The 19,712-nt window shown below is 60.3% G+C and carries 19 protein-coding genes and 1 tRNA gene; 6 read left to right on the top strand and 14 right to left on the bottom strand.

Features of this window, described 5'->3' with window-relative positions:
- Positions 1 to 16: 16 nt before the first annotated feature.
- From QA646_RS00715 to QA646_RS00705, 3 genes are all read right to left on the bottom strand, one after another.
- A complete protein-coding gene (locus tag QA646_RS00715) occupies positions 17 to 1,006 on the bottom strand; it encodes an Hsp33 family molecular chaperone (RefSeq protein ID WP_283057024.1) in 990 nt (329 codons plus the stop codon).
- A gap of 149 nt (positions 1,007 to 1,155) precedes the next feature.
- Positions 1,156 to 2,073 carry an ornithine carbamoyltransferase gene (argF, locus tag QA646_RS00710; protein WP_283057023.1) on the bottom strand — a complete coding sequence of 306 codons (918 nt, stop codon included), beginning with the start codon at positions 2,071 to 2,073 and terminating at the stop codon, positions 1,156 to 1,158.
- A 72-nt stretch (positions 2,074 to 2,145) separates the two neighbouring features.
- Positions 2,146 to 3,345 carry an aspartate aminotransferase family protein gene (locus tag QA646_RS00705; protein WP_283057022.1) on the bottom strand — a complete coding sequence of 400 codons (1,200 nt, stop codon included), beginning with the start codon at positions 3,343 to 3,345 and terminating at the stop codon, positions 2,146 to 2,148.
- Between the two features lie 425 nt (positions 3,346 to 3,770).
- Here QA646_RS00705 and QA646_RS00700 point away from each other — a divergent pair, with 425 nt between their 5' ends.
- Positions 3,771 to 4,295 carry a GcrA family cell cycle regulator gene (locus QA646_RS00700; protein ID WP_283057021.1) on the top strand — a complete coding sequence of 175 codons (525 nt, stop codon included), beginning with the start codon at positions 3,771 to 3,773 and terminating at the stop codon, positions 4,293 to 4,295.
- A gap of 147 nt (positions 4,296 to 4,442) precedes the next feature.
- Here the strand turns inward: QA646_RS00700 and QA646_RS00695 are convergent, their stop codons facing one another.
- The 8 genes from QA646_RS00695 to phoR all read right to left on the bottom strand — a co-directional run bounded on the left by QA646_RS00695 (position 4,443) and on the right by phoR (position 13,561).
- The gene (locus QA646_RS00695; RefSeq protein ID WP_283055236.1) at positions 4,443 to 5,813 is read right to left on the bottom strand and encodes an IS1182 family transposase; all 1,371 of its coding nucleotides are present in this window, start codon (positions 5,811 to 5,813) and stop codon (positions 4,443 to 4,445) included.
- Between the two features lie 115 nt (positions 5,814 to 5,928).
- On the bottom strand, positions 5,929 to 6,612 hold the full coding sequence (gene phoB, locus QA646_RS00690) for a phosphate regulon transcriptional regulator PhoB (protein ID WP_004128368.1): 684 nt from the start codon (positions 6,610 to 6,612) through the stop codon (positions 5,929 to 5,931).
- A 32-nt stretch (positions 6,613 to 6,644) separates the two neighbouring features.
- The gene (gene phoU / locus QA646_RS00685) at positions 6,645 to 7,358 is read right to left on the bottom strand and encodes a phosphate signaling complex protein PhoU (RefSeq protein WP_283057020.1); all 714 of its coding nucleotides are present in this window, start codon (positions 7,356 to 7,358) and stop codon (positions 6,645 to 6,647) included.
- A 51-nt stretch (positions 7,359 to 7,409) separates the two neighbouring features.
- Entirely contained in the window at positions 7,410 to 8,225 is an 816-nt protein-coding gene (pstB, locus tag QA646_RS00680; RefSeq protein ID WP_283057019.1) for a phosphate ABC transporter ATP-binding protein PstB, read from the bottom strand.
- 14 nt (positions 8,226 to 8,239) lie between these two features.
- Positions 8,240 to 9,574 carry a phosphate ABC transporter permease PstA gene (pstA, locus tag QA646_RS00675; RefSeq protein ID WP_283057018.1) on the bottom strand — a complete coding sequence of 445 codons (1,335 nt, stop codon included), beginning with the start codon at positions 9,572 to 9,574 and terminating at the stop codon, positions 8,240 to 8,242.
- Complete coding sequence (gene pstC / locus QA646_RS00670) at positions 9,571 to 11,052, bottom strand: phosphate ABC transporter permease subunit PstC (RefSeq protein ID WP_283057017.1); 1,482 nt, start codon at positions 11,050 to 11,052, stop codon at positions 9,571 to 9,573. Before pstC ends, pstA begins: the two co-directional genes overlap by 4 nt.
- A gap of 31 nt (positions 11,053 to 11,083) precedes the next feature.
- A complete protein-coding gene (locus QA646_RS00665) occupies positions 11,084 to 12,118 on the bottom strand; it encodes a substrate-binding domain-containing protein (RefSeq protein ID WP_283057016.1) in 1,035 nt (344 codons plus the stop codon).
- 186 nt (positions 12,119 to 12,304) lie between these two features.
- The gene (phoR, locus tag QA646_RS00660) at positions 12,305 to 13,561 is read right to left on the bottom strand and encodes a phosphate regulon sensor histidine kinase PhoR (protein ID WP_283057015.1); all 1,257 of its coding nucleotides are present in this window, start codon (positions 13,559 to 13,561) and stop codon (positions 12,305 to 12,307) included.
- 246 nt (positions 13,562 to 13,807) lie between these two features.
- Here phoR and ppk2 point away from each other — a divergent pair, with 246 nt between their 5' ends.
- Positions 13,808 to 14,689 (top strand): polyphosphate kinase 2, encoded by an 882-nt coding sequence (ppk2, locus tag QA646_RS00655; protein ID WP_283057014.1) that lies wholly within the window; start codon positions 13,808 to 13,810, stop codon positions 14,687 to 14,689.
- A 19-nt stretch (positions 14,690 to 14,708) separates the two neighbouring features.
- On the opposite strand, the gene QA646_RS00650 is transcribed toward ppk2, so the two are convergent.
- A complete protein-coding gene (locus QA646_RS00650) occupies positions 14,709 to 15,944 on the bottom strand; it encodes a hypothetical protein (RefSeq protein ID WP_283057013.1) in 1,236 nt (411 codons plus the stop codon).
- A 368-nt stretch (positions 15,945 to 16,312) separates the two neighbouring features.
- On the opposite strand from QA646_RS00650, the gene QA646_RS00645 reads away from it, so the two are divergent.
- The 3 genes from QA646_RS00645 (at position 16,313) to QA646_RS00635 (ending at position 17,870) form a co-directional block, all read left to right on the top strand.
- Entirely contained in the window at positions 16,313 to 17,272 is a 960-nt protein-coding gene (locus QA646_RS00645) for a nitronate monooxygenase family protein (RefSeq protein WP_283057012.1), read from the top strand.
- Between the two features lie 135 nt (positions 17,273 to 17,407).
- A tRNA-Thr gene (locus tag QA646_RS00640) sits at positions 17,408 to 17,483 on the top strand.
- Between the two features lie 171 nt (positions 17,484 to 17,654).
- Positions 17,655 to 17,870: a hypothetical protein gene (locus QA646_RS00635; RefSeq protein WP_107106902.1), complete on the top strand. Its 216-nt coding sequence runs from the start codon at positions 17,655 to 17,657 to the stop codon at positions 17,868 to 17,870.
- A 496-nt stretch (positions 17,871 to 18,366) separates the two neighbouring features.
- Here the strand turns inward: QA646_RS00635 and QA646_RS00630 are convergent, their stop codons facing one another.
- Positions 18,367 to 18,747: a TM2 domain-containing protein gene (locus QA646_RS00630; protein WP_283057011.1), complete on the bottom strand. Its 381-nt coding sequence runs from the start codon at positions 18,745 to 18,747 to the stop codon at positions 18,367 to 18,369.
- Positions 18,748 to 18,948: 201 nt separating this feature from the next.
- On the opposite strand from QA646_RS00630, the gene QA646_RS00625 reads away from it, so the two are divergent.
- Positions 18,949 to 19,248 carry a putative quinol monooxygenase gene (locus QA646_RS00625; RefSeq protein WP_283057010.1) on the top strand — a complete coding sequence of 100 codons (300 nt, stop codon included), beginning with the start codon at positions 18,949 to 18,951 and terminating at the stop codon, positions 19,246 to 19,248.
- An 80-nt stretch (positions 19,249 to 19,328) separates the two neighbouring features.
- Here QA646_RS00625 and QA646_RS00620 read toward each other — a convergent pair whose 3' ends face one another.
- Positions 19,329 to 19,604, bottom strand: coding sequence for a hypothetical protein (locus QA646_RS00620; RefSeq protein WP_283057009.1), 276 nt, complete (start codon positions 19,602 to 19,604; stop codon positions 19,329 to 19,331).
- Positions 19,605 to 19,712: the final 108 nt, after the last annotated feature.

Raw genomic sequence — 19,712 nt, 5'->3', positions numbered from 1 at the left:
CCTTTCCTGATATCGCTCAGGCGGCCGTCACCTCGGACACCTCGAAGCGATAGGTCGTCGAACAGAATTCGCAGGTGACGGCGATCTCGCCATTGTCCTGGCTCGCTTCGATCTCTTCGGCGGAGAAACCCCGCAACACGCCCTTCAGCTTGTCGCGCGAACAGGTGCAGCGGTCGAAGACCGCCTTGGGCTCATAGACGCGCACACCGCGCTCATGAAAGAGGCGATACAATAGGCGCTCGGTTCCGACCTGCGGATCGGTCAACTCGTCGGCATCGATGGTCTCGACCAGGGTGCGGGCTTCCGCCCAGGCGTCGTCCTCGACGTGTTCGCGCAGGCTAGTGTCGCCGTCGCCGCCATGGAGGTCCGGCTGGCGCATGCGTTCCGGCGCTTCCGGCAGGAACTGTGCGACAAGACCGCCGGCCCGCCAGCGATGGCGCGGCTTGCCGGCCTCATCGCGGTCGAACAATTCGGCAGCGCCGAGGCGGACACGCGTCGGGATCTGCTCCGACTGGCGGAAATAGGTGCCGGCGATCTCTTCGAGCGACGCACCGTCGAGCGCCACGATCCCCTGATAGGGCTGGCTGAAGCGACCCTGATCGATGGTGAAGGCGAGGACGCCCTTGCCGAGCAACTGTTCCGGTTCGGTCTTGCCGGCAGCAACGGCATCGGCCAGCGCCTCGTCATCGAAGCGAGCATAGGCGCGGACGTTCTCCGGCGTCGAGAAATCGGCGACCAGAAGGTCGACCGGGCCGTCGCTCTTGGTCTGTACGGTGAACTTGCCCTCAAACTTCAGCGAGGTGCCGAGCAATACGGTCAGCACCACGGCCTCGGCCAGCAGCCGGGCGACAGGAGCCGGATAGTTGTGCCGGGCGAGAATTGCGTCCAACAGCGGCCCGAGCTGCACGGCGCGACCGCGGACATCAAGACCCTCTACCTGGAAGGGAACGACATGATCGTCGCCGGCAAAATCGAATTGACCCAGCGAGGCTGCACTTTCCGCCATTGCTCTACTCCTACTGCGCCCGCGACATCAAACGCGGTTCGGGAGCGGTTCAGCTTCTCACGGAATATTAGAACCGCTCTATCTTTTTGTTTTTTCGCAATTCCGGACGGAAAACCGCTGCACACTTTTCCTGGAATTGCTCCATATCTTCAGATCGCGCCCAGGCACCAAGCAAGAATCGATTTTTGCGCATGAAGGCGGTTTTCCGCCTCATCGAAAACAACGGATTGCGGACCGTCGATCACCTCGTCCGTCACTTCCTCCCCGCGATGGGCGGGCAAGCAATGCATGAACAACGCATCCTTGCCGGCCTGTGCCATCAAAGCCGCGTTGACCTGATAGGGCTGGAAGACGTTGTGACCACGGGCCCGGTGTTCCTGATTCATGGATACCCAGGTATCGGTTACCACACAATCGGCGCCAGCGACCGCACGGTCGGCATCATGCGAGAGCATGATTTCGGCGCCCTCGTTGCGGGCCCAGTTCAGATAGTGATCCTTTGGCTCAGAACCAAGGGGCACGGCCATGTTCATTCGATAGCCGAAACGGGCAGCCCCTTCGACCAGCGAATGCAGCACGTTGTTGCCGTCGCCGGTCCAGGCGATGGTCTTGCCCTTGATCGGCCCGCGATGCTCCTCGAAGGTCATGATGTCAGCCATGATCTGGCAGGGATGGGTATCGTCGGTCAGCGCGTTGATGACCGGCACGGTCGCGTGTTCGGCAAGTTCCAGCAGCCGCGAATGATCGGTCGTGCGGATCATGATCGCGTCGACATAGCGCGACAGCACCTTGGCCGTATCGCCGATCGTCTCGGCGCGGCCGAGCTGCATTTCCGTACCCGACAGGAACAGCGTCTCACCGCCGAGCTGGCGCATGCCGACGTCGAAGGAGACGCGGGTGCGGGTGGACGGCTTCTCGAAGATCATCGCCAGCATCTTGCCGGCCAGCGGCTTGTCTGCCGCACCGGCCTTCAGCGCCTGCTTTCGCACGATGGCATCGTCGATGATGCTGCGCAGATCGGCACCCGCGACGGCCGAGAGATCGAGAAAGTGTTTTGGTGAAGCCATGTTCCTACCTGTACTCCAGAAATGATAACGCCCGCTAATGGGGCAAAACGCCCCGATTAGCAGGCGTTGAACTCAAGCCGACTTCTTGACGCGGGCGGCGCGCAGAGATTCTGCAGCGCGTTCGATACGGGCAAGGCCTTCGCGCGCCTCTTCGGCCGTGACCACCAGCGGCGGCAGCAGACGGATGACATTGTCTCCCGCCGGCACGCCCAGCAGATGCTCGGCGCGGATCGCCTGCAGCAGTTCAGCCTGGGGAATGGCGGCCTTCATCCCGAGCAGCAGCCCCTCGCCGCGGACGTCTTCGATAATATCCGGAAAACGATCCTTGAGCGAGGCCAGACCCTGGCGGAAGACCAAGGCCACATCGCGCACATGCTGCAGGAAACCGTCTGCCAGCACGACATCGAGCACAGCGTTGCCGACCGCCATGGCGAGCGGATTGCCACCATAGGTCGAGCCATGTGTGCCCGCCTTCATGCCGGAGGCCGCATCCGCGGTCGCAAGGCAGGCACCGAGCGGAAAGCCGCCGCCAATACCCTTGGCGACAGCCATGATATCCGGCGTAATGCCGGCCCATTCATGGGCGAAGAGCTTGCCGGTGCGGCCGACGCCGCTCTGAACCTCGTCGAGGACCAGAAGCAGGCCATGCTCGTCACAGATCTGACGCAGGCCGCGCAGGAACTCGTTGGTCGCCGGGCGGATACCGCCCTCGCCCTGCACCGGCTCGATCAGGATCGCGGCCGTCGCATCGGTGATGGCGGCGCGCACCGCATCGAGATCGCCGAACGGCACTTGGTCGAAGCCGGGGGCCTTCGGGCCGAAACCTTCGAGATATTTATCCTGGCCGCCGGCAGCGATCGTCGCGATCGTGCGGCCATGGAAGGCGCCTTCGAAGGTGATGATATGATATTTCTCGGGATGCCCCTTGGAGAACTGGTAGCGACGCGCCGTCTTGATGGCGCATTCCAGTGCCTCGGCTCCGGAGTTTGTGAAGAACACCTTGTCGGCGAAAGTGGCATCCGTCAGGCGCTTCGACAATTTCTCCTGGCCCGGCACCTCATAGAGATTGGACAGGTGCCAGACCTTGTCGGCCTGCGATTTCAGCTCTGCAACCAGATGGGGATGGGCATGGCCAAGCGAATTCACCGCGACACCCGCGGCGAAATCGAGATAGCGCTCGCCGGTCTCGGTGATCAGCCATACGCCCTCGCCTCGCTCGAACCGCAGCGGAGCACGCATATAGGTGTCATAAAGCGGCGCGGTTTCAGCCATGGCGCATTCTCCTCGATCACAACCTTTAGGGCCAATCGTTCCCTTCACGTGAAACGGGCCCTGGAAAATCAAAAATGCCGCCTTGCGGCGGCGTGGGCACTATTGATGTTTTGCACCGCGATGTCAACAAAACTGGCGATTTAGCAGGTGCGGCAGAGCGCCTCTGGATGGAGGGCATGTCTTCCACAACTGATATTGCATAAATGCCACTCACGTATAGCAAGTTGGGGAAAACCTCGAAATCGATTCCTCAAGATTCCCGCGACTCTTGTCACGGAGTCAGCCTCACACTAGGTTAAAAACCAATTACTAGACTGCATGCGGCGGAACTAGTCACCACAATTTTAAAGCGTTTCACGCCTCGATCCAATGCGAGGCAATGGTGAGGGATTCTGCCATCGGAAACGCGACAGCGGAGACAGGGCATGAATTGGACAGACGAACGCGTCGAGAAGCTGAAAAAGCTGTGGTCCGAAGGTTTGAGCGCCAGCCAGATCGCGGCACAGCTCGGTGGTGTCAGTCGTAATGCCGTCATCGGCAAAGTGCATCGCTTGAGCCTGCCGGGCCGAGCGAAAGCCGGTGGCGTGGCAACTGCAGCTCGAGCCCCGAAACGCAATACCTCGGCCCCGCGGGCGCCGAACTACGCCTCGCGCGTTGCAACCCGCACGGTTACCCGCCAGCAGGGTGCGACGATGCTCAAGGAAGAGGTCGAGATCGATACGGTCCACGAGATCGAATATCGCCCGGCCGCCAATGTGGTCGTTCCGATCTCGCGCCGCCTCGGCCTGACGGAGCTCACCGAACGCACCTGCAAGTGGCCGGTCGGCGACCCGCTGAAGGATGATTTTCACTTCTGCGGCAACGACAGCCCGGACTCTTCGCCCTATTGCACCTATCATCAGCGCCTGGCTTACCAGCCGGTGCATGACCGGCGCCGGGCGGCACACTGAACCGGTGCCAACCATATGAAAAACGGGCCGAAAGGCCCGTTCAGACTGCTGACAAACCCGTCGATATTTTCGGCGGGTTTTGTTTTATGACCATGGGTTGTTTTAAGTTGGGCTGTGCGGCGAGGGGAAGTTGGCGGCCTCTGGCCCTCACGCCAGGCTCGGTTTGGGTGCTTTGGTGAGCGCCATGGCGATCTTCTTGATGTTCTGCGCTGCTGCCGCCAGCAGGCACTGGCAGGCGACGCGGGTGAGACTTCGGAAGCGGGCATAGCGGTGCCCGTGCAGTTGCTTGGCATCGGCAAAGGAGCGTTCGACCGTCTCCTTGCGGCGCTTGTAGATAGCCCTTCCCCAGGGGGTGAGACGGTGGGCATCGGTGCGTTCACGAGCATCTTGCCAGACATGGCGGGTGATGGAGCGGACCGCTTTGGCGTTGGATGTGCAGGAGGCCAGCAGCGGACAGGTTTGGCAGATGGCCGGATCGGATGTGTAGTGCTTGTAGCCGTTGCGGTCGGTGGTGGCATAGGTCAAGAGCTGACCCTCGGGGCAGCGATAACCATCGGCTTGCATGTCATGGACGAACTTCGACTTGCGCATCATGCCGGCCTTGGGCGGCGTCGGATTGCGATAGCCGGTGACGCCGAGGATCTGCCGGTCTTCCAGCCCCTTGGCGATACCGGCCGTGGCATAGCCGGCATCCAGTCCGACGGCACCGACGTCGAAGCCGAAGCGGCGGCGCTGCCGGTCCAGCCGATCGAGATAGACGATCGAGTCATGCACGTTGGCCGGTGTGACATGGGTGTCGGTGATGATGGCAAGCTTGCCGTCCACCGTGCGGTGGTCGAGATAGAAGAAGCCCTTGGGCTTGCCGTCGCGCACCATATAGCCCGCCTCCGGATCGGTGCGGCTGACCTTGGTCTCCTTGACCTGCGGCTCGCGCTCCTTCTCCTTCAACGGCTTCTGGCCGTGCACGACACGCTCGGCCTCAATGGCCCGGTCGAGATCGGCCCAATAGTCGGCACGCGACTTTTCGATCATGGCAAGATCGTATTTGCCCTTGTTGGCATTGGCCTTCAGATGCGTCGAGTCGGTATAAAGCACCGTGCCGTCGACCAGCTTGTGGGCGATCGCCTGTTCGACGATATGATCGAAGATATCCTGGGCTACGCAGGGATCGTTGAAGCGCCGGCGGCGGTTCTGCGACAAGGTCGAGGCGTCGAACACTCCGTCCGTCAGCCTCAGCCGCAGGAACCAGCGATAGGCGACGTTGACCTCGATCTCGCGCACCAACTGACGCTCCGAGCGGATGCCGAACAGATAGCCGATAAACAGCGCCTTGAACATCAAGGTCGGATCGAGCGCCGGCCGGCCGTTGTCGGCGCAGTAAAGTCCGGCAACACGATCATGGATGAAGGAAAAATCGATCACCTGATCGATCTTGCGAAGCAGGTGATCCTTCGGCACCAGGCTATCGAGCGTCACCATCTCGATCGCCGTCTGTTCGGCAGCGGGTTTCTTCAACATATCCCAATGAATCACAAAATCCCCAGCATCGCCAGGGGTTTGTCAGCAGTCTGAACGGGCCGAAAGGCCCGTTTTCTGTTTCCGCCGCTATATTGGCGGCCAGTCGGTTGCCCGATCAGGCCTCCATGGAATAACCCGCGCCGCGAACGGTGCGGATGACGTCTTGCATATTGGAGAAATTCAGCGCTTTGCGCAGGCGGCCGACATGCACATCGACGGTGCGTTCGTCGACATAGATATCGTGTCCCCATACGCCGTCGAGCAACTGAGAGCGCGAGAAGACGCGGCCGGGCGATGACATCAGGAATTCCAGCAGGCGGAATTCCGTCGGCCCCAGGCGCACTTCACGGCTCTTGCGGTGGACGCGATGTGTTTCGCGGTCCAGTTCGATATCGCCACAGCGCAGCACCGTGGACAGAACCTCCGGGCGGGCTCGGCGCAGCATCGCCTTGACGCGGGCCATCAGCTCCGGCGTCGAGAACGGCTTGACGACATAGTCGTCCGCGCCGGTGGAAAGACCGCGTACGCGCTCGCTTTCCTCGCCGCGAGCGGTGAGCATGATGATCGGCAGGCGCTCTGTCTCCGGCCGCATACGCAGCCGACGGCAGAGCTCGATGCCGGACACGCCAGGGAGCATCCAATCGAGGATCAGAAGATCGGGGATGCGCTCCTGGAGGCGCAGCTCGGCTTCGTCGCCTCTCAGGATGGTGTCGACCTCGAAGCCCTCGGCCTCGAGATTATAGCGCAGCAAAACGCTTAGCGCTTCCTCGTCTTCTACAACAGCTACTCTCGGAACCATGCGCCTGTGGTCTCCTTCTCTTGGCGTCTACTTTATTCCGTCACCGCACCGACGGTATTGGCGGTATCGTCCTTCGGGCGCTCGCCTTCGGGCTGGGCGCCGGTTGCCATGTAATAGATCGTCTCGGCGATGTTGGTGGCATGGTCGCCGATACGCTCGATGTTCTTGGCGCAGAAGAGAAGATGCGTGCAGGTGGTGATGTTGCGCGGATCTTCCATCATGTAAGTCAGCATCTCGCGGAAGAGCGAGGTGTACATGGCGTCGATTTCCTCATCGCGCTCGCGGATCGACACAGCCTTATCAGGCGAACGGGTCGTGTAGACGTCGAGCACTTCCTTGAGCTGGACGAGCGCCAGTTCGGAGAGATGCTCGATGCCGCGGGCGAGACGACGCGGAACGCCGGTGCCCTGCACGGCGATGACGCGCTTGGCAGTGTTCTTCCCGAGATCGCCGACGCGCTCCAGATCCGCGGCGATGCGGATGGAGCCCATGATTTCACGAAGGTCGGCAGCCATCGGCTGGCGGCGGGCGATGGTGACGATCGCCTTGTCGCCGACTTCGCGCTCGGCGTGGTCGAGAATGACGTCATCGGAGATGACCTTCTGCGCCAGGGCAGCATCGCCGTTTACCAGCGCGCGGACGCTGTCGCTGACCATCTGCTCCGCCAGGCCGCCCATTTCGGAAATGCGGCGCGTCAGGAACTTCAGGTCTTCGTCGTAAGCAGAGAGAATGTGTGTAGAGACCATTTTTCTATCCTCTAGGTGAAAGGTGTGAAGGGAGCCGCGCGGGGAGCATCATCAGCCAAAACGGCCCATGATGTAATCCTGCGTGCGGTAATCATCGGGATTGGTGAACATCTTATCGGTATCGTTCTCCTCGACCAGATGGCCGTGATGAAACATTGCGGTACGTTGCGAAACGCGGGCTGCCTGCTGCATGGAATGCGTCACGATGACGATCGTGAAGTTCTCTCGCAGCTCATGAATGAGTTCCTCGACTTTGGCGGTGGCGATCGGATCAAGCGCCGAGCACGGCTCGTCCATGAGAATGACCTCCGGACTGACGGCGACGGCGCGCGCGATGCAAAGGCGTTGCTGCTGGCCGCCGGAGAGGCTGGTGCCTGCCTCGAAGAGCCGGTCCTTTACCTCGCCCCACAGCCCGGCCTTCTGCAGGCTGGTTTCGACGATATGGTCGAGGTCGGTCTTGGATCGATGCAGCCCATGGATACGCGGCCCATAGGCGACGTTCTCGTATATCGACTTCGGAAACGGATTGGGCTTCTGGAACACCATGCCGACGCGAGCGCGCAGCTCAACGACGTCAATGGCGTTATCATAGACATCCTGATCGTCGAGCGTGATCTTGCCGGTGACGCGGCAGGTGTCGATCGTATCGTTCATACGATTGAGGCAACGCAGGAAGGTGGACTTGCCGCAGCCGGAAGGACCGATCAGCGCGGTGACCGTGTTGGCACGAATGTTCAGGTCCACGTCGAACAGCGCGCGCTTGTCGCCATAATAGACCGAGACGGCCTGACCGATCATCTTGTAGGGGATCGTCGTCATCTTCCTGGCCAGTGCTTTTTCGCTCGCGACTTCCGTCATCATGTTCATTCCATCGTCTCCTGTCACCAGCGCCGCTCAAAGCGACGGCGCAGCAGGATGGCGCCGATGTTCATCGCAACGAGGAAGAAGAGCAGGACGATAATGGCTCCGGAGGTTCTTTCGACAAAGGCGCGCTCTGCTTCACTCGCCCACATGTAGATTTGCACCGGCAGGGCCGTCGAAGGATCGAGCGGTCCCGCCGGATAATTGGCGACGAAGGCGACCATGCCGATCAAGAGTAGCGGCGCGGTTTCACCGAGCGCGTGCGCCAGACCGAGGATCGTGCCCGTCAGGATGCCGGGCATGGCGAGCGGCAGGACATGATGGAACACCACCTGCATGCGCGAGGCGCCGAGACCGAGGGCAGCACTGCGGATCGACGGCGGCACGGCACGCAAGGCCGAGCGCGTGGCGATGATGATCATCGGCAGCGTCATCAGGCTCAGCACCAGTCCGCCAACCAACGAGGCGGAACGCGGCAAGCCCATGAAGTTGATGAAGACCGAGAGGCCGAGCAGGCCGTAAACGATCGACGGCACCGCGGCGAGATTGTTGATATTGACCTCAATCAGATCCGTCAGCCGGTTCTTCGGCGCGAATTCCTCGAGATAGATCGAGGCGGCAACGCCGATGGGCAGCGCCAGGACCAATACGGTCAGCATGAGATAGAACGAGCCGATCAGTGCGACGCCGAGACCCGCGGCCTCCGGACGGCTGGAATTGCCCGACAGGAACAGGCCGGTATTGAACGCCTCGTGCAGGGCGCCGGTCGCAGCGAGCTGTTTCATCCAGGCAAGTTGCCGGTCGGAGACCTTGCGATCCTTTTCGTCTGCCGTCAGGTCGATCTCACCCTTATTGGCGGAGTCGATATTGGCACTGGCGAGGAAAGTGACCTTTGCCGTCTTCCCGATGACAGAAGGGTCGGCCAGGACCTTGTCGCGCAACGCAATCCGCGTGCCGTCCGAGACCATTTCCGTCGCCTCGCGCATGAGCGTCCGATTGGAGGGATCGATGCCCAGCGCCTTCACCAGAGCGTCACGGATGAGAACGGGATAATTGGCTGATATCAGCACTTTCGGATCGCTTCCGCGTTTGCCTGAGGGATCGATGACCTTCTCGGTGAACTCGATCGGCAGGGTGATCGAGGTCTGCACGAAGGCGGTATAGCCGTGGCGCACAACAGTGGAGACCAGGACGATGAGGAAGACCAGGCCGAAGATGACGGCGGCAAGCCCATAGGCGCGGAACCGGCGTTCGGCGGCGTAGCGACGCCTGATGCCAATATCGCGCCGCAGCGGCGCCCCTGGCGTGAGCCCGCGCGGAATAGGCGACGGGGAGGAAGATACGACTTCGCTCATTCGTATTGCTCCCTAAATCGGCGGACGATGTAGAGTGCATAGACGTTCAGGCAGAGGGTCAGGCCGAAGAGCGTGATGCCAAGCGCGAAAGCGACCAATGTCTGCGGGGAGGTGAATTCGAGGTCGCCGGTCAACTGATTGACGATCTTTACGGTGACCGTCGTCATCGGCTCGAAGGGGTCGAGCTGCATGCGGGCGGCAACCCCGGCAGCCAATACGACGATCATGGTCTCGCCGACCGCCCGCGACGCAGTCATCAACAGCGCGCCGACGATGCCCGGCAAAGCGGCCGGCAGCAGGACGCGCTTGACCGTCTCCGACCGCGTGGCGCCGAGGCCGAGCGAACCGTCGCGCAACGAGCGCGGCACGGCCATGATGATGTCGTCGGAAAGCGAGGAGACGTAAGGGATGAGCATGACACCCATGACGAAGCCGGCGGTCAAGACGCTCTGCGCCTCGATGAAGCTCGTGTAGCTGCCCGTCAGCAAGCCGTTGATGTCGGCGGAAATATCGCGCAGGAACGGCCCGACGGTCACCAGGGCGAAAAAGCCGTAGACGATGGTCGGAATGCCCGCCAGCACCTCGAGCATCGGCTTTGCGACGGAGCGCACGCGGGCGGAGGCATATTCGGCCATATAGATCGCGGCAAACAATCCGACGGGAACCGCGACCAGCATGGCGACGAAGCCGATATAGAGCGTACCGGCCAGCAACGGGATGAGGCCGAAGGTACCCGATGTCTGCGCACCGGCGCCGGCAAAGCGTGGATCCCAGACAGTGCCGAAGAAGAATTCGGCGGCAGGAACCATGTTGAAGAAGCGGGCGGCCTCCGACAGCATCGAAGCAGCGATGCCGACCGTCGTCAGAACGGCGATGGAGGAGGCAATGATCAGACCGCCGAGGATGACCTGTTCTACCTGGTTGCGGGCGCGAAAGCGGGGAGCGATGGCGTGCAGGCCATGGGCAGTGCAGAGCAACGAAAGAATGATCGCTACGACGGACATGACGACATGGCTCGCATGCCGCATGCCGTTATATCGATTGGCGGCGTCGATCATGTAGCCGGTCGGCCGGGCGGCGAGCGGGATGCCTTTTTGCGCCAGGGCCAATTGAAGATCGGCGGAGCCGTTGGCGACGGCGGCAAGTTCCTGGTCGTCAAGCTGGCGCATGCCATGGGCTAGGCTGCGCACCATGCCGTAGCTGAGTTTGAGTTCCGCCGCCGGGAGGGATTTCACCTCCTCCGGAAAGGATCCGACCACGAAACGATCGATAACCTCGGGGCTGATTACCAGCCAGGCGCAGATCAGCGCCAATGCCGGCAACACGGCCCAGATGGCGGCATAGGCGCCGTGATAGCCGAGCCGCGAATGCATGGCCGAGAACCTGTTGCCCGACAGCGCAGCCGCTCTCGTCCGCCCCAGCACGAAGGCAAGGGCGCCGATGATCGACAGGCACAACAGCAACAGTGACAAACTCATTCCTATTCCCCGACGGGCAGTCCTTACGCAATCACATGATCTTGCCGTCCGCGATATCCTTGCGGATCTGGTCGCGCTCGGCATCGGGCGCCGGCACCAGGCCGTACTCGGCCAGGGGGCCATCCGGTCCGATCATCTGATCGCTCGTGAAGAAATCGACATATTCCTTCAGGCCGGGAATGACGCCGAGATGCGCCTTCTTGACGTAGAAGAACAGCGGCCGCGACACCGGATAGGTGCCGTTGGCGATGGTCTCGCCCGACGGTACGATGCCGCTCACGGTCGCGACCTTCAGCTTGTCGGCATTGTTCTGATAGAAGTAGAGACCGAAGACGCCGACGCCGTGCTTGTTGGCGTCGATGCGGGCCAGCGTTTCAGGATAATCGCCGTCGATATCAACCGCCGCGCCGTCCTTGCGCACCGCAATGCATTTCTTGGTCTGCTGATCGGGATCGGAAACAGTCGCCTTGATGACATCAAGCGCACCGGCCTCCTTGCAGCCGGCAGCGAGCACCTTCTCTTCGAAGACCTCGCGCGTGCCATGCTTTTCGCCCGGAATATAGGCAGCGATCTCAAAGCCAGGCAGGGACGGATTGATCTCGGACCATTTCTTATAGGGATTGGGGACCAGCTTGCCGTTCACCACAACCTCGGCGGCCAGCGCCTTATAGAGATCGGCGGGCACGAATTTCATGTCGGGATTGCTTTTGTCGAAAGCGAAGACGATGCCGTCATAACCGATCTTGATCTGCTCTATATCGGCAACGCCGGCAGCCTTGCAGGCCTGGACTTCGCTATCCTTGATGGGGCGAGAAGAATTGGCGATGTCGATGGAATCGGTGCCGACGCCCTTGCAGAATTCCTTCAGACCGGCACCGGAGCCGCCGGATTCGACGACCGGCGTTTTGAACCCGGTGAAGGTTTCTCCGAACGTCTCGGCAACAATCTTGGCATAAGGGAACACGGTGGAGGAACCGGAAATCTGAATTTGATCGCGGGCCGTCGCGACCCCAGTGAGAGCGGCGGATGCGACCAACGCAATGACAGACAGTTTCAACGTGTTCATGGTGAACCCTCCCTGACAGGCTTTGAAGAGCGCGACGGCGAACGGAACATCCGCCTGTTCGGCATCTCTTTTTTAGCGGTCAAAGCACCGCCCTTTTATGTCAGGCGAGTGAAACAATTATGACAGTTCAACCACTTGAAATTTATGGATTAAGTTGCGCCGAAAACTGGCGATTCACAGAGGCGTTCAGAAGCGGACGGTAAAGTCCGTTCCCTTTCCGACTTCCGACTTGACGATCAGCCGCGCGCGGTGACGGGTGAGAATGTGCTTGACGATGGCAAGCCCGAGGCCGGTGCCTTTTTTCGAGCGGCTGTCCTCGACATTGACGCGATAGAAGCGCTCGGTCAGGCGCGGCACATGTTCCGCCGGAATGCCCGGGCCCCTATCGGAAATGATGACCTCGACGGCCTGGCTCGAGTCGTTCAACAGGGAAACCTCGACCACCTTGCCTTCCTGACCGTATTTGCAGGCATTCTCGATCAGGTTTTCGAAGACCTGCACCAGTTCGTCGCGATCGCCCAGCACCTCCACCTTGCCAGGAGGCAAATGCAGATTGATGGTGACGTCGAGATCGTCGGCAAGCGGCAGCAGCGCATCGCGGACATGGCCGAGCAACGGCACGAGATCGACCTTCTGATCTGGCGCGATGTGCGACTTCAGCTCCAGCCGCGACAGCGACAGGAGATCGTCGACAAGCCGGCTCATCCGCGTCGTCTGGTCGAACATGATGCCGAGGAAACGCTGCTGCGCCTTCGGATCCGCCTTCGCCGGCCCCTGGATGGTTTCAATGAAACCGCGCAGCGAGGCGAGCGGCGTGCGCAGCTCATGGCTGGCATTGGCGACGAAATCGGAGCGCATGCGGTCGATATGGCGGAGCTCGGAGATATCGCGGAAAGACAGCACGAAGAAGGTGCCGGGCTCGATGTCGGGCTCCGGCAGCTCGATCGGCGCGATGCGGACGATATAGACGCGCTCTGACGGCAGACGCTCGGAATGTTCGATCTGGTTCGGCGTGTTGGTGGTAATCGTCTCGCGCACCATGTCGAGCACACCGGGGGAGCGCAGCTTGGCGGAGATATGAGCATTGAGCGGAAAGGCACCGAACGCCTTCTCAGCGGCGGCATTCTGCATAAGGACGGAGGCCTCGCGGTCGATGATCAGCACCGGCATGTCGAGCGCGGCGAGGCCGGAAAATACCGTGCGAAGCAAGGCTTCCGGATCGACCGGCGCCGGCTCGTCGGGCGGCGGCGGTGCGACCTGCGCGGTAAGCGGCCGGCGGATCAGAGCGACGATCATAACGACAAGCGAGACCCACAAGACGATGGCAGTATTGATACCTTCGACGAGCGCCAAAATGGCGATCAACGTCGCAAGAATCAGGATGACGATCTCCTGCCGCAGCCGCGCAGCCAGTCTCCTGAGGAATGACCATTCGTCTTCCAAGTGCACCCGTCCCTTCGCTTGTCATAGCGGAATCCAAGACTCCGCCTCTTAGCGGGGATTCATGACAGAAGTTTTCGGCTCTATCCACAGAAGCCGGCGGCTTACAGCAATAAATGTAGCCGGCGAAAGACGGAGCCGGCAAAGGGCTTGAAAATAAAGGGTAAATGACCCAACTTGCCCGTGAGGCTTTTTTGCCGCACAGGCAGATATCGTTAAGACGGCGTAAATTTCGGAGGAGCGGAGGACATGGCAGAGGACGTGAAAAGCCGGGCGGTGGAATTGGATATCCATGGCAAGACGCGTATTTTCGATGTCGATGACCCTGTGCTGCCGGACTGGATCGAAGACGAGGCGCTTGCTTCCGCAGGCTATCCTTACAAGAAGAAGCTGAAGGAAGAGGAATATCTGGAAGAGCTGGAAAAGCTGCAGATCGAACTCATCAAGGTACAGTTCTGGCTGCAGGCGACCGGCAAGCGGGTCATGGCGCTCTTCGAAGGGCGCGACGCCGCCGGCAAGGGTGGTTCGATCGCCGCAACGTCGGCCCACATGAACCCCCGCCTAGCGCGTGCTGTGGCGCTGACAAAGCCGACCGATCGCGAAGCCGGGCAATGGTATTTCCAGCGTTATGTCGCCCAATTCCCGACAGCGGGCGAATTCGTGCTGTTCGACCGTTCCTGGTATAACCGCGCCGGCGTCGAGCCGGTCATGGGCTTCTGCACGCAGGAGCAATACGAGCTATTCCTGAAGCAGACCCCGCACATGGAAAAGCTTATCGTCCAGGACGGCATTTTCTTCTTCAAATTCTATCTCGATATTGGCCGCGAAATGCAACTCAAACGCTTCCACGATCGCCGCCACGATCCGCGCGCCGTGTGGAAACTTTCCTCCATGGACATCGCGGCACTGAGCAAATGGACGGACTACAGCGAAAAGCGCGACCGTATGCTGAAGGAGACGCATATGGACTACGCGCCATGGACGGTGATCCACGCCAACGACAAGCGCCGCGCCCGCCTCAACCTCATCCGTCACATTCTGCTGACGCTCGACTATGACGGCAAGGACGAGAAGGCGATCGGCGAGATCGACGACAAGATCCTCGGCACGGGGTTGCACGTCCTCAAATAGGCAGGATGCAACCGTACCTTTATTGTCCCGGCAGGACGCGAATTGCGTAGATATTGATGCCGCGCGCCTTGCCATCGACATCACTGTTGATGATCAGATGGCCGGGCCCGTTCGGCGCCAAGGAACGATCATAACGAACCTGGAACAGCGCATCCGTCTTCTGGCGGGTGACGTTGAAGCGATGACGTCCGCAACTGCCGAGCGAGCCGAAATCGCATTCCACGGTGATCTGCGTCGGTGCATCGGAGGTGGACTGCAGTGTCAGCGCGATGGTCGACGATTTGCCGGCCAATTGCTGCAGCACGTTTGCCGGCACTTCGACCGCCGCGTTGCCGTCGGGACCGCTGGCCTGAGAGGTCAGGCGCACCGCCGGACCTTCGTTTTCCGAGACGCTCTCGGTCTTGGCCTGCGAGCCACTTACGACCTTGGCCAAGTCGGTTGGTTTGAAAATCTCGATCCACTCCGCCGAGAAGTTATTCTGCGGGTCGATCGTCGCCAGTCCCGGATTGGCGGGCGGCCCGCTGTTGTCCTCGTCATCAGATGTATCGTCAGCAGTATTGTTACCGTTGAAATCCTGGGAATCGACATGCGCCGGCGGATTGGGAACGCTGGTGTCGCGCTGCGCCGCTGTCATGAACACGCCCGAGGTCTTGATCCACCAGGCACCGACACCGAGGAAGGCGAGCAGGATGCAGAAGACCAGCAGGCGCGAGAAGAACTTGCGCGGCTTGCGGCGAACGGCGGCGCGCTCGGGCTTGAAATTCATCGACCGGGTTGCGGTCGGCGCGGCGACAGCCTGACGTTCATCGCTATCGGCGCCGAGATGATCTGCCGGGCCGGCGCGCATGTCGCCAAAATCGCTTTCCGGTGCGGCGGGTTCGACGGGAGCGGAGGCTTGAGCGGCAACGGGACGGTCGCGCGTCTCGCCGCGAACGCTCATGACAGGCTCCTGACGCTGCTGCATCGGTTGCGGGGCCTGCTGTTGCGACTCCACGGAAGGCACATGAGGCGCTTCCACCTCGGGGGTCACTGACACCTCCGGCGGGCGAGCGCGCTCTTCGCCCTCGATCGCCCGGATGGTCGCTTCAAGGCGTTGGCGCTGAGCCGAAATAATGCCGATATCGGTAATGTCCTGCTTGCGAAGCCCGGCTTCGAGCGCCTGTCGCGCCGATTGATAGATACGAGCCCGGATTTCCGGATTGGCGCGTTCGGATCGCTCCAACGCGCTTCTGATAGCCGTTTCTAATCCGCTCACATCAGGTCCTTTACTCTCACTCGCGATGCGCCCGCATACTCTACCGGCAAGACGACCATTTTCTTTACCATTCGCTAACCAAACTCGGTAACGCCCTGACCGGCAATGTGCAAGTCTCTCCAAATGACCCGCGAACACTCCGGCGGGGATAAATGGCAAAGACGACACAAATGGGGTGGCGGTTGAGGCAGGAGGCAGGAGGCAGGAGGCGAGGCAGGAGGAGACAAAGCGCCGGTCGCGGACGTCGTCAATCACTATTGCCTATTGCCTATTGCCTATTGCCCACTGCCTTCCTCCCCCATCTTCCCCTCCCGGCGCACATCTGCTATCCGTTTGACGTTTTCGTAAACGTCAAACGGATGATGTTCATGGCCCTTCCTTCTGTCCTGACTGAGCGCCTGCGGCTGCCGGTCGTGGCCTCGCCCCTCTTCATCATCTCGCATCCGGCGTTGACGCTGGCCCAATGCAAGGCCGGTGTCGTCGGTGCGTTTCCGGCGCTGAATGCCCGGCCCGAGAGCCAGTTGGATGAATGGCTGGCGATGATCACGGAGGATCTTGCCGCGCACGACGCTGCGCATCCCGAGCGCCCATCGGCTCCCTTCGCCGTCAATCAGATCGTCCATGCATCGAACAAGCGGCTGGAACATGATCTGATGCTCTGCGTCAAATACAAGGTGCCGATCGTCATCTCCTCGCTCGGTGCCGTGCCGGAGGTCAATGCCGCCGTGCATTCCTATGGCGGCATCGTGCTGCACGATATCATTAACAACCGTCATGCCAATTCGGCGATTCGCAAGGGGGCGGACGGGCTGATTGCGGTGGCTGCGGGCGCCGGCGGCCATGCCGGCCAGCTCTCGCCCTTCGCGCTCGTTCAGGAAATCCGTGAATGGTTCGATGGGCCGTTGCTGCTTGCCGGCGCGATTGCCAATGGCGGCGCGATCCTGGCCGCCCAGGCGATGGGCGCGGACATGGCCTATATCGGCTCCCCCTTCATCGCCACCGAGGAGGCGCGCGCGGCGGAAGCCTACAAGCGGGCGATCGTCGACGGCGTGGCGGCCGATATCGTTTATTCCAATTTCTTTACCGGTGTACACGGCAACTACCTGAAACCCTCGATCCGCGCCGCCGGCATGGACCCGGACAACCTGCCCGAAGCCGATCCTTCAAAGATGGATTTCGAAACGGCAACGACGGGTGCCAAGGCCTGGAAGGATATCTGGGGCTCCGGCCAGGGAATCGGCGCCGTCAAGGCCGTCGAACCGGTAGCCTCGCTCATCGATCGGCTGGAGGCTGAATACCGGCGGGCACGAGCCCGCTTGGCACTCTGAGAACGCTCGAAGCGAGCCTGCTTTTTCACAAGCACTTCGCTTTTTTACCATTCAACGATTTGAGCGCTTGAAATCTCGTCGCATTGACTGTATCAGCGCCATGCAAATCGCGGGGCCATACCGAACCCCCGGAATGCCGCTTTAGCTCAGTCGGTAGAGCACATCATTCGTAATGATGGGGTCACGTGTTCGAGTCACGTAAGCGGCACCATTTTTCTCCCGCAAAAATAAGATAGTCATACCGCTAAAAGTTCTTGAGCTTTTTCTGTGCTGACGCCTCGTGTTGCGACCAGTTCAATCAAGCGTCATATATCGGCATGGGCAAGCTTCTCTGACTTCGCACCACCTTCTGACACCTTGAACGCTATCGCGGAGAATATTCATGACCCCAGAACGCTTTTCCGAATGCCTTCTGCATATCCGTTGGACGCCGATCAATTTGGCGAGCGCGCTGCAATGCGATTTGTCCTGGGTGGAGGCGATGGAGGTGGGGAATGCCAAAGTGCCGGATGGACTTGCGGCATGGCTGGAAACTCTCGCCCAATGCCATGAAGCGGCTGGCGTTCCAACGACATATCGTGGGCGTGGGCACGATTGATTAAGCCTGACGGCGGGCGTACGGCTTCGCTGACCTGCTTCGGCGTTAACGCCTTTTTCTCCAAGCGAAAAGCGCGCCCAAATTGGTAGTTGACTTATAGTAAGTTTAACATATGAATTTATGATCTGATTGGATTTGACCCCTGATCGGATCGTATAGCAGCTCGGCCGCCGGTTCGGTCGGGCTGCTTGTTTTCGAAACGCCGGTGAGGCGGTGGACCGTTTGAGCAGCTAGGCCCTGATGAACAGGGCTCCAACCAAGCCAAAAACCACGATCGACTGCAATATGAACATTGGCCATTCGGCTGACATTGGCTTCCTCCTGCTTTTTTTATGAACATAGGGAAGCACTAATGTTTGTCGATTGTCATGTAATCACTTTGATTGCGTATCCTCACAGACATTCCTTGGAACGGGGGCGGGTCGCCGAATGAGTCCCGCTGCTGCCATGCGACTGCGCGGCCATCTTGTCGCCACCGAAGCGTCTTCTTGCACGACTATGAGTTTTCCTGATGTGCTGAAATCACGGTGCGTTTCACCTGCTCCGCCGGCTGATTCATCCAGAGCGCCTGATCGGTCAGACGCCGCCGGACCTCTTCCTTCTGCTCGGCAATCATCGCGGGGATGAGGAAGGCATCGATGATCCACCAGATACCGAGCGCAATCAGAAGGACGGCGCCGATGACGATATATGCCGTAAGCCAGCCGAGTACCAACAGTATCAACTGTGCCGCCCCGCTGCCGGTTCTGCCGAGATAAAACCGGTGAGCGCCCAGAGTGCCGAGAAAGAACCAAAGCAGGTAGGCTGCGCCGACCGATTTTGCTTCGTTGGTCACGCGTTGTTCGATCAATATCTGCTCTTGCGTAGAAAGCCCCATTTTTCCTCTCAAATGATTTTCAGGCGCAACCATCCTTCGCGCCGTAATAGATCGATGCGCAGTAGTTCACGCCAAGATAGAAATTGCGACCGCACCAGTATGAAGTCAAGCATTCGATCCCGGTCTATTTGTGATATTCGTAGGAAACGGGCGCGCACCCCCGCGAAATCCGCCTCATCCTGTCCATTCGAAGGAAACATCATGATCCATGTTCTCGCCATCCTTACCGCCCTGCCCGGCAAGCGTGCCGCCGTGCTCGAAGCTTTCCAGGCGAATGTTCCGGCTGTGCATGCCGAGGATGGCTGCATTGAGTATACTGCCGTCGTCGATGTCGAAGGCGCCAATCCGGCGTTCGGTCCCGATACATTCGTGGTGGTCGAAAAATGGGAAACCATGGCGGCGCTCAAGGCACATGCCGCTTCGCCGCATATGGCGGCCTACGGGGAGAAGGTGAAGCATCTGATGGCCACACATGCGGTCCATGTGCTGAGCCCCGTCTGAGGCGCACAGTCATTTCCCAACGGCGCCCTTCCGGCGCCGCTTTGTCTTACCCCGCCTGCCTGGGTTGGCGGTTCGCCTGCTCAGTACCACGGATCGTAATAGCGATCGCGCCAATAGGGGCGATGCCAATAACGGTACGGCCCATAATACGGACCACCCCAATAGCGGTCACGATAGTAATAGCGATGATAGCCATAGCTTGGACCGACATAGAGGCCGAAGAAGCCTGGCGAAATCATCACGCTTGGGCCGTAGTGATGATGGTGGTGGTAGTAGTAGCGGCGGTGAGCATCAGCATTGGTCACTGGCAAAGCGAGGATGCCCAGCGCTACTAACGCCGTTGCAATGATCCTCATTTCTCTTCTCCTTGAACGCGTCCCACAAGGCCCGCCAGCCCGGGACATCATCCCCACACAAGGCGGGGCATGAAAGTTAACGCTCAAGGGGAAGGCATGGTTCCGCGT

The organism is Rhizobium sp. CB3090 (assembly GCF_029714285.1).
In the GTDB taxonomy this organism is placed as follows: Bacteria; Pseudomonadota; Alphaproteobacteria; order Rhizobiales; family Rhizobiaceae; genus Rhizobium.
Note: the sequence above shows the minus strand (reverse complement) of the source record. Positions and strands in the feature narration are given on the sequence as shown.

Coding starts and splice junctions, on each gene's coding strand:
- QA646_RS00620 (WP_283057009.1), bottom strand. CDS start 19,604: ATGAGGATCATTGCAACGGCGTTAGTAGCGCTGGGCATCCTCGCTTTG.
- QA646_RS00625 (WP_283057010.1), top strand. CDS start 18,949: ATGATCCATGTTCTCGCCATCCTTACCGCCCTGCCCGGCAAGCGTGCC.
- QA646_RS00700 (WP_283057021.1), top strand. CDS start 3,771: ATGAATTGGACAGACGAACGCGTCGAGAAGCTGAAAAAGCTGTGGTCC.
- phoU (WP_283057020.1), bottom strand. CDS start 7,358: ATGGTCTCTACACACATTCTCTCTGCTTACGACGAAGACCTGAAGTTC.
- pstB (WP_283057019.1), bottom strand. CDS start 8,225: ATGAACATGATGACGGAAGTCGCGAGCGAAAAAGCACTGGCCAGGAAG.
- QA646_RS00695 (WP_283055236.1), bottom strand. CDS start 5,813: ATGTTGAAGAAACCCGCTGCCGAACAGACGGCGATCGAGATGGTGACG.
- QA646_RS00630 (WP_283057011.1), bottom strand. CDS start 18,747: ATGGGGCTTTCTACGCAAGAGCAGATATTGATCGAACAACGCGTGACC.
- QA646_RS00705 (WP_283057022.1), bottom strand. CDS start 3,345: ATGGCTGAAACCGCGCCGCTTTATGACACCTATATGCGTGCTCCGCTG.
- ppk2 (WP_283057014.1), top strand. CDS start 13,808: ATGGCAGAGGACGTGAAAAGCCGGGCGGTGGAATTGGATATCCATGGC.
- pstC (WP_283057017.1), bottom strand. CDS start 11,052: ATGAGTTTGTCACTGTTGCTGTTGTGCCTGTCGATCATCGGCGCCCTT.
- phoB (WP_004128368.1), bottom strand. CDS start 6,612: ATGGTTCCGAGAGTAGCTGTTGTAGAAGACGAGGAAGCGCTAAGCGTT.
- pstA (WP_283057018.1), bottom strand. CDS start 9,574: ATGAGCGAAGTCGTATCTTCCTCCCCGTCGCCTATTCCGCGCGGGCTC.
- QA646_RS00715 (WP_283057024.1), bottom strand. CDS start 1,006: ATGGCGGAAAGTGCAGCCTCGCTGGGTCAATTCGATTTTGCCGGCGAC.
- argF (WP_283057023.1), bottom strand. CDS start 2,073: ATGGCTTCACCAAAACACTTTCTCGATCTCTCGGCCGTCGCGGGTGCC.
- QA646_RS00635 (WP_107106902.1), top strand. CDS start 17,655: ATGACCCCAGAACGCTTTTCCGAATGCCTTCTGCATATCCGTTGGACG.
- QA646_RS00665 (WP_283057016.1), bottom strand. CDS start 12,118: ATGAACACGTTGAAACTGTCTGTCATTGCGTTGGTCGCATCCGCCGCT.
- QA646_RS00645 (WP_283057012.1), top strand. CDS start 16,313: ATGGCCCTTCCTTCTGTCCTGACTGAGCGCCTGCGGCTGCCGGTCGTG.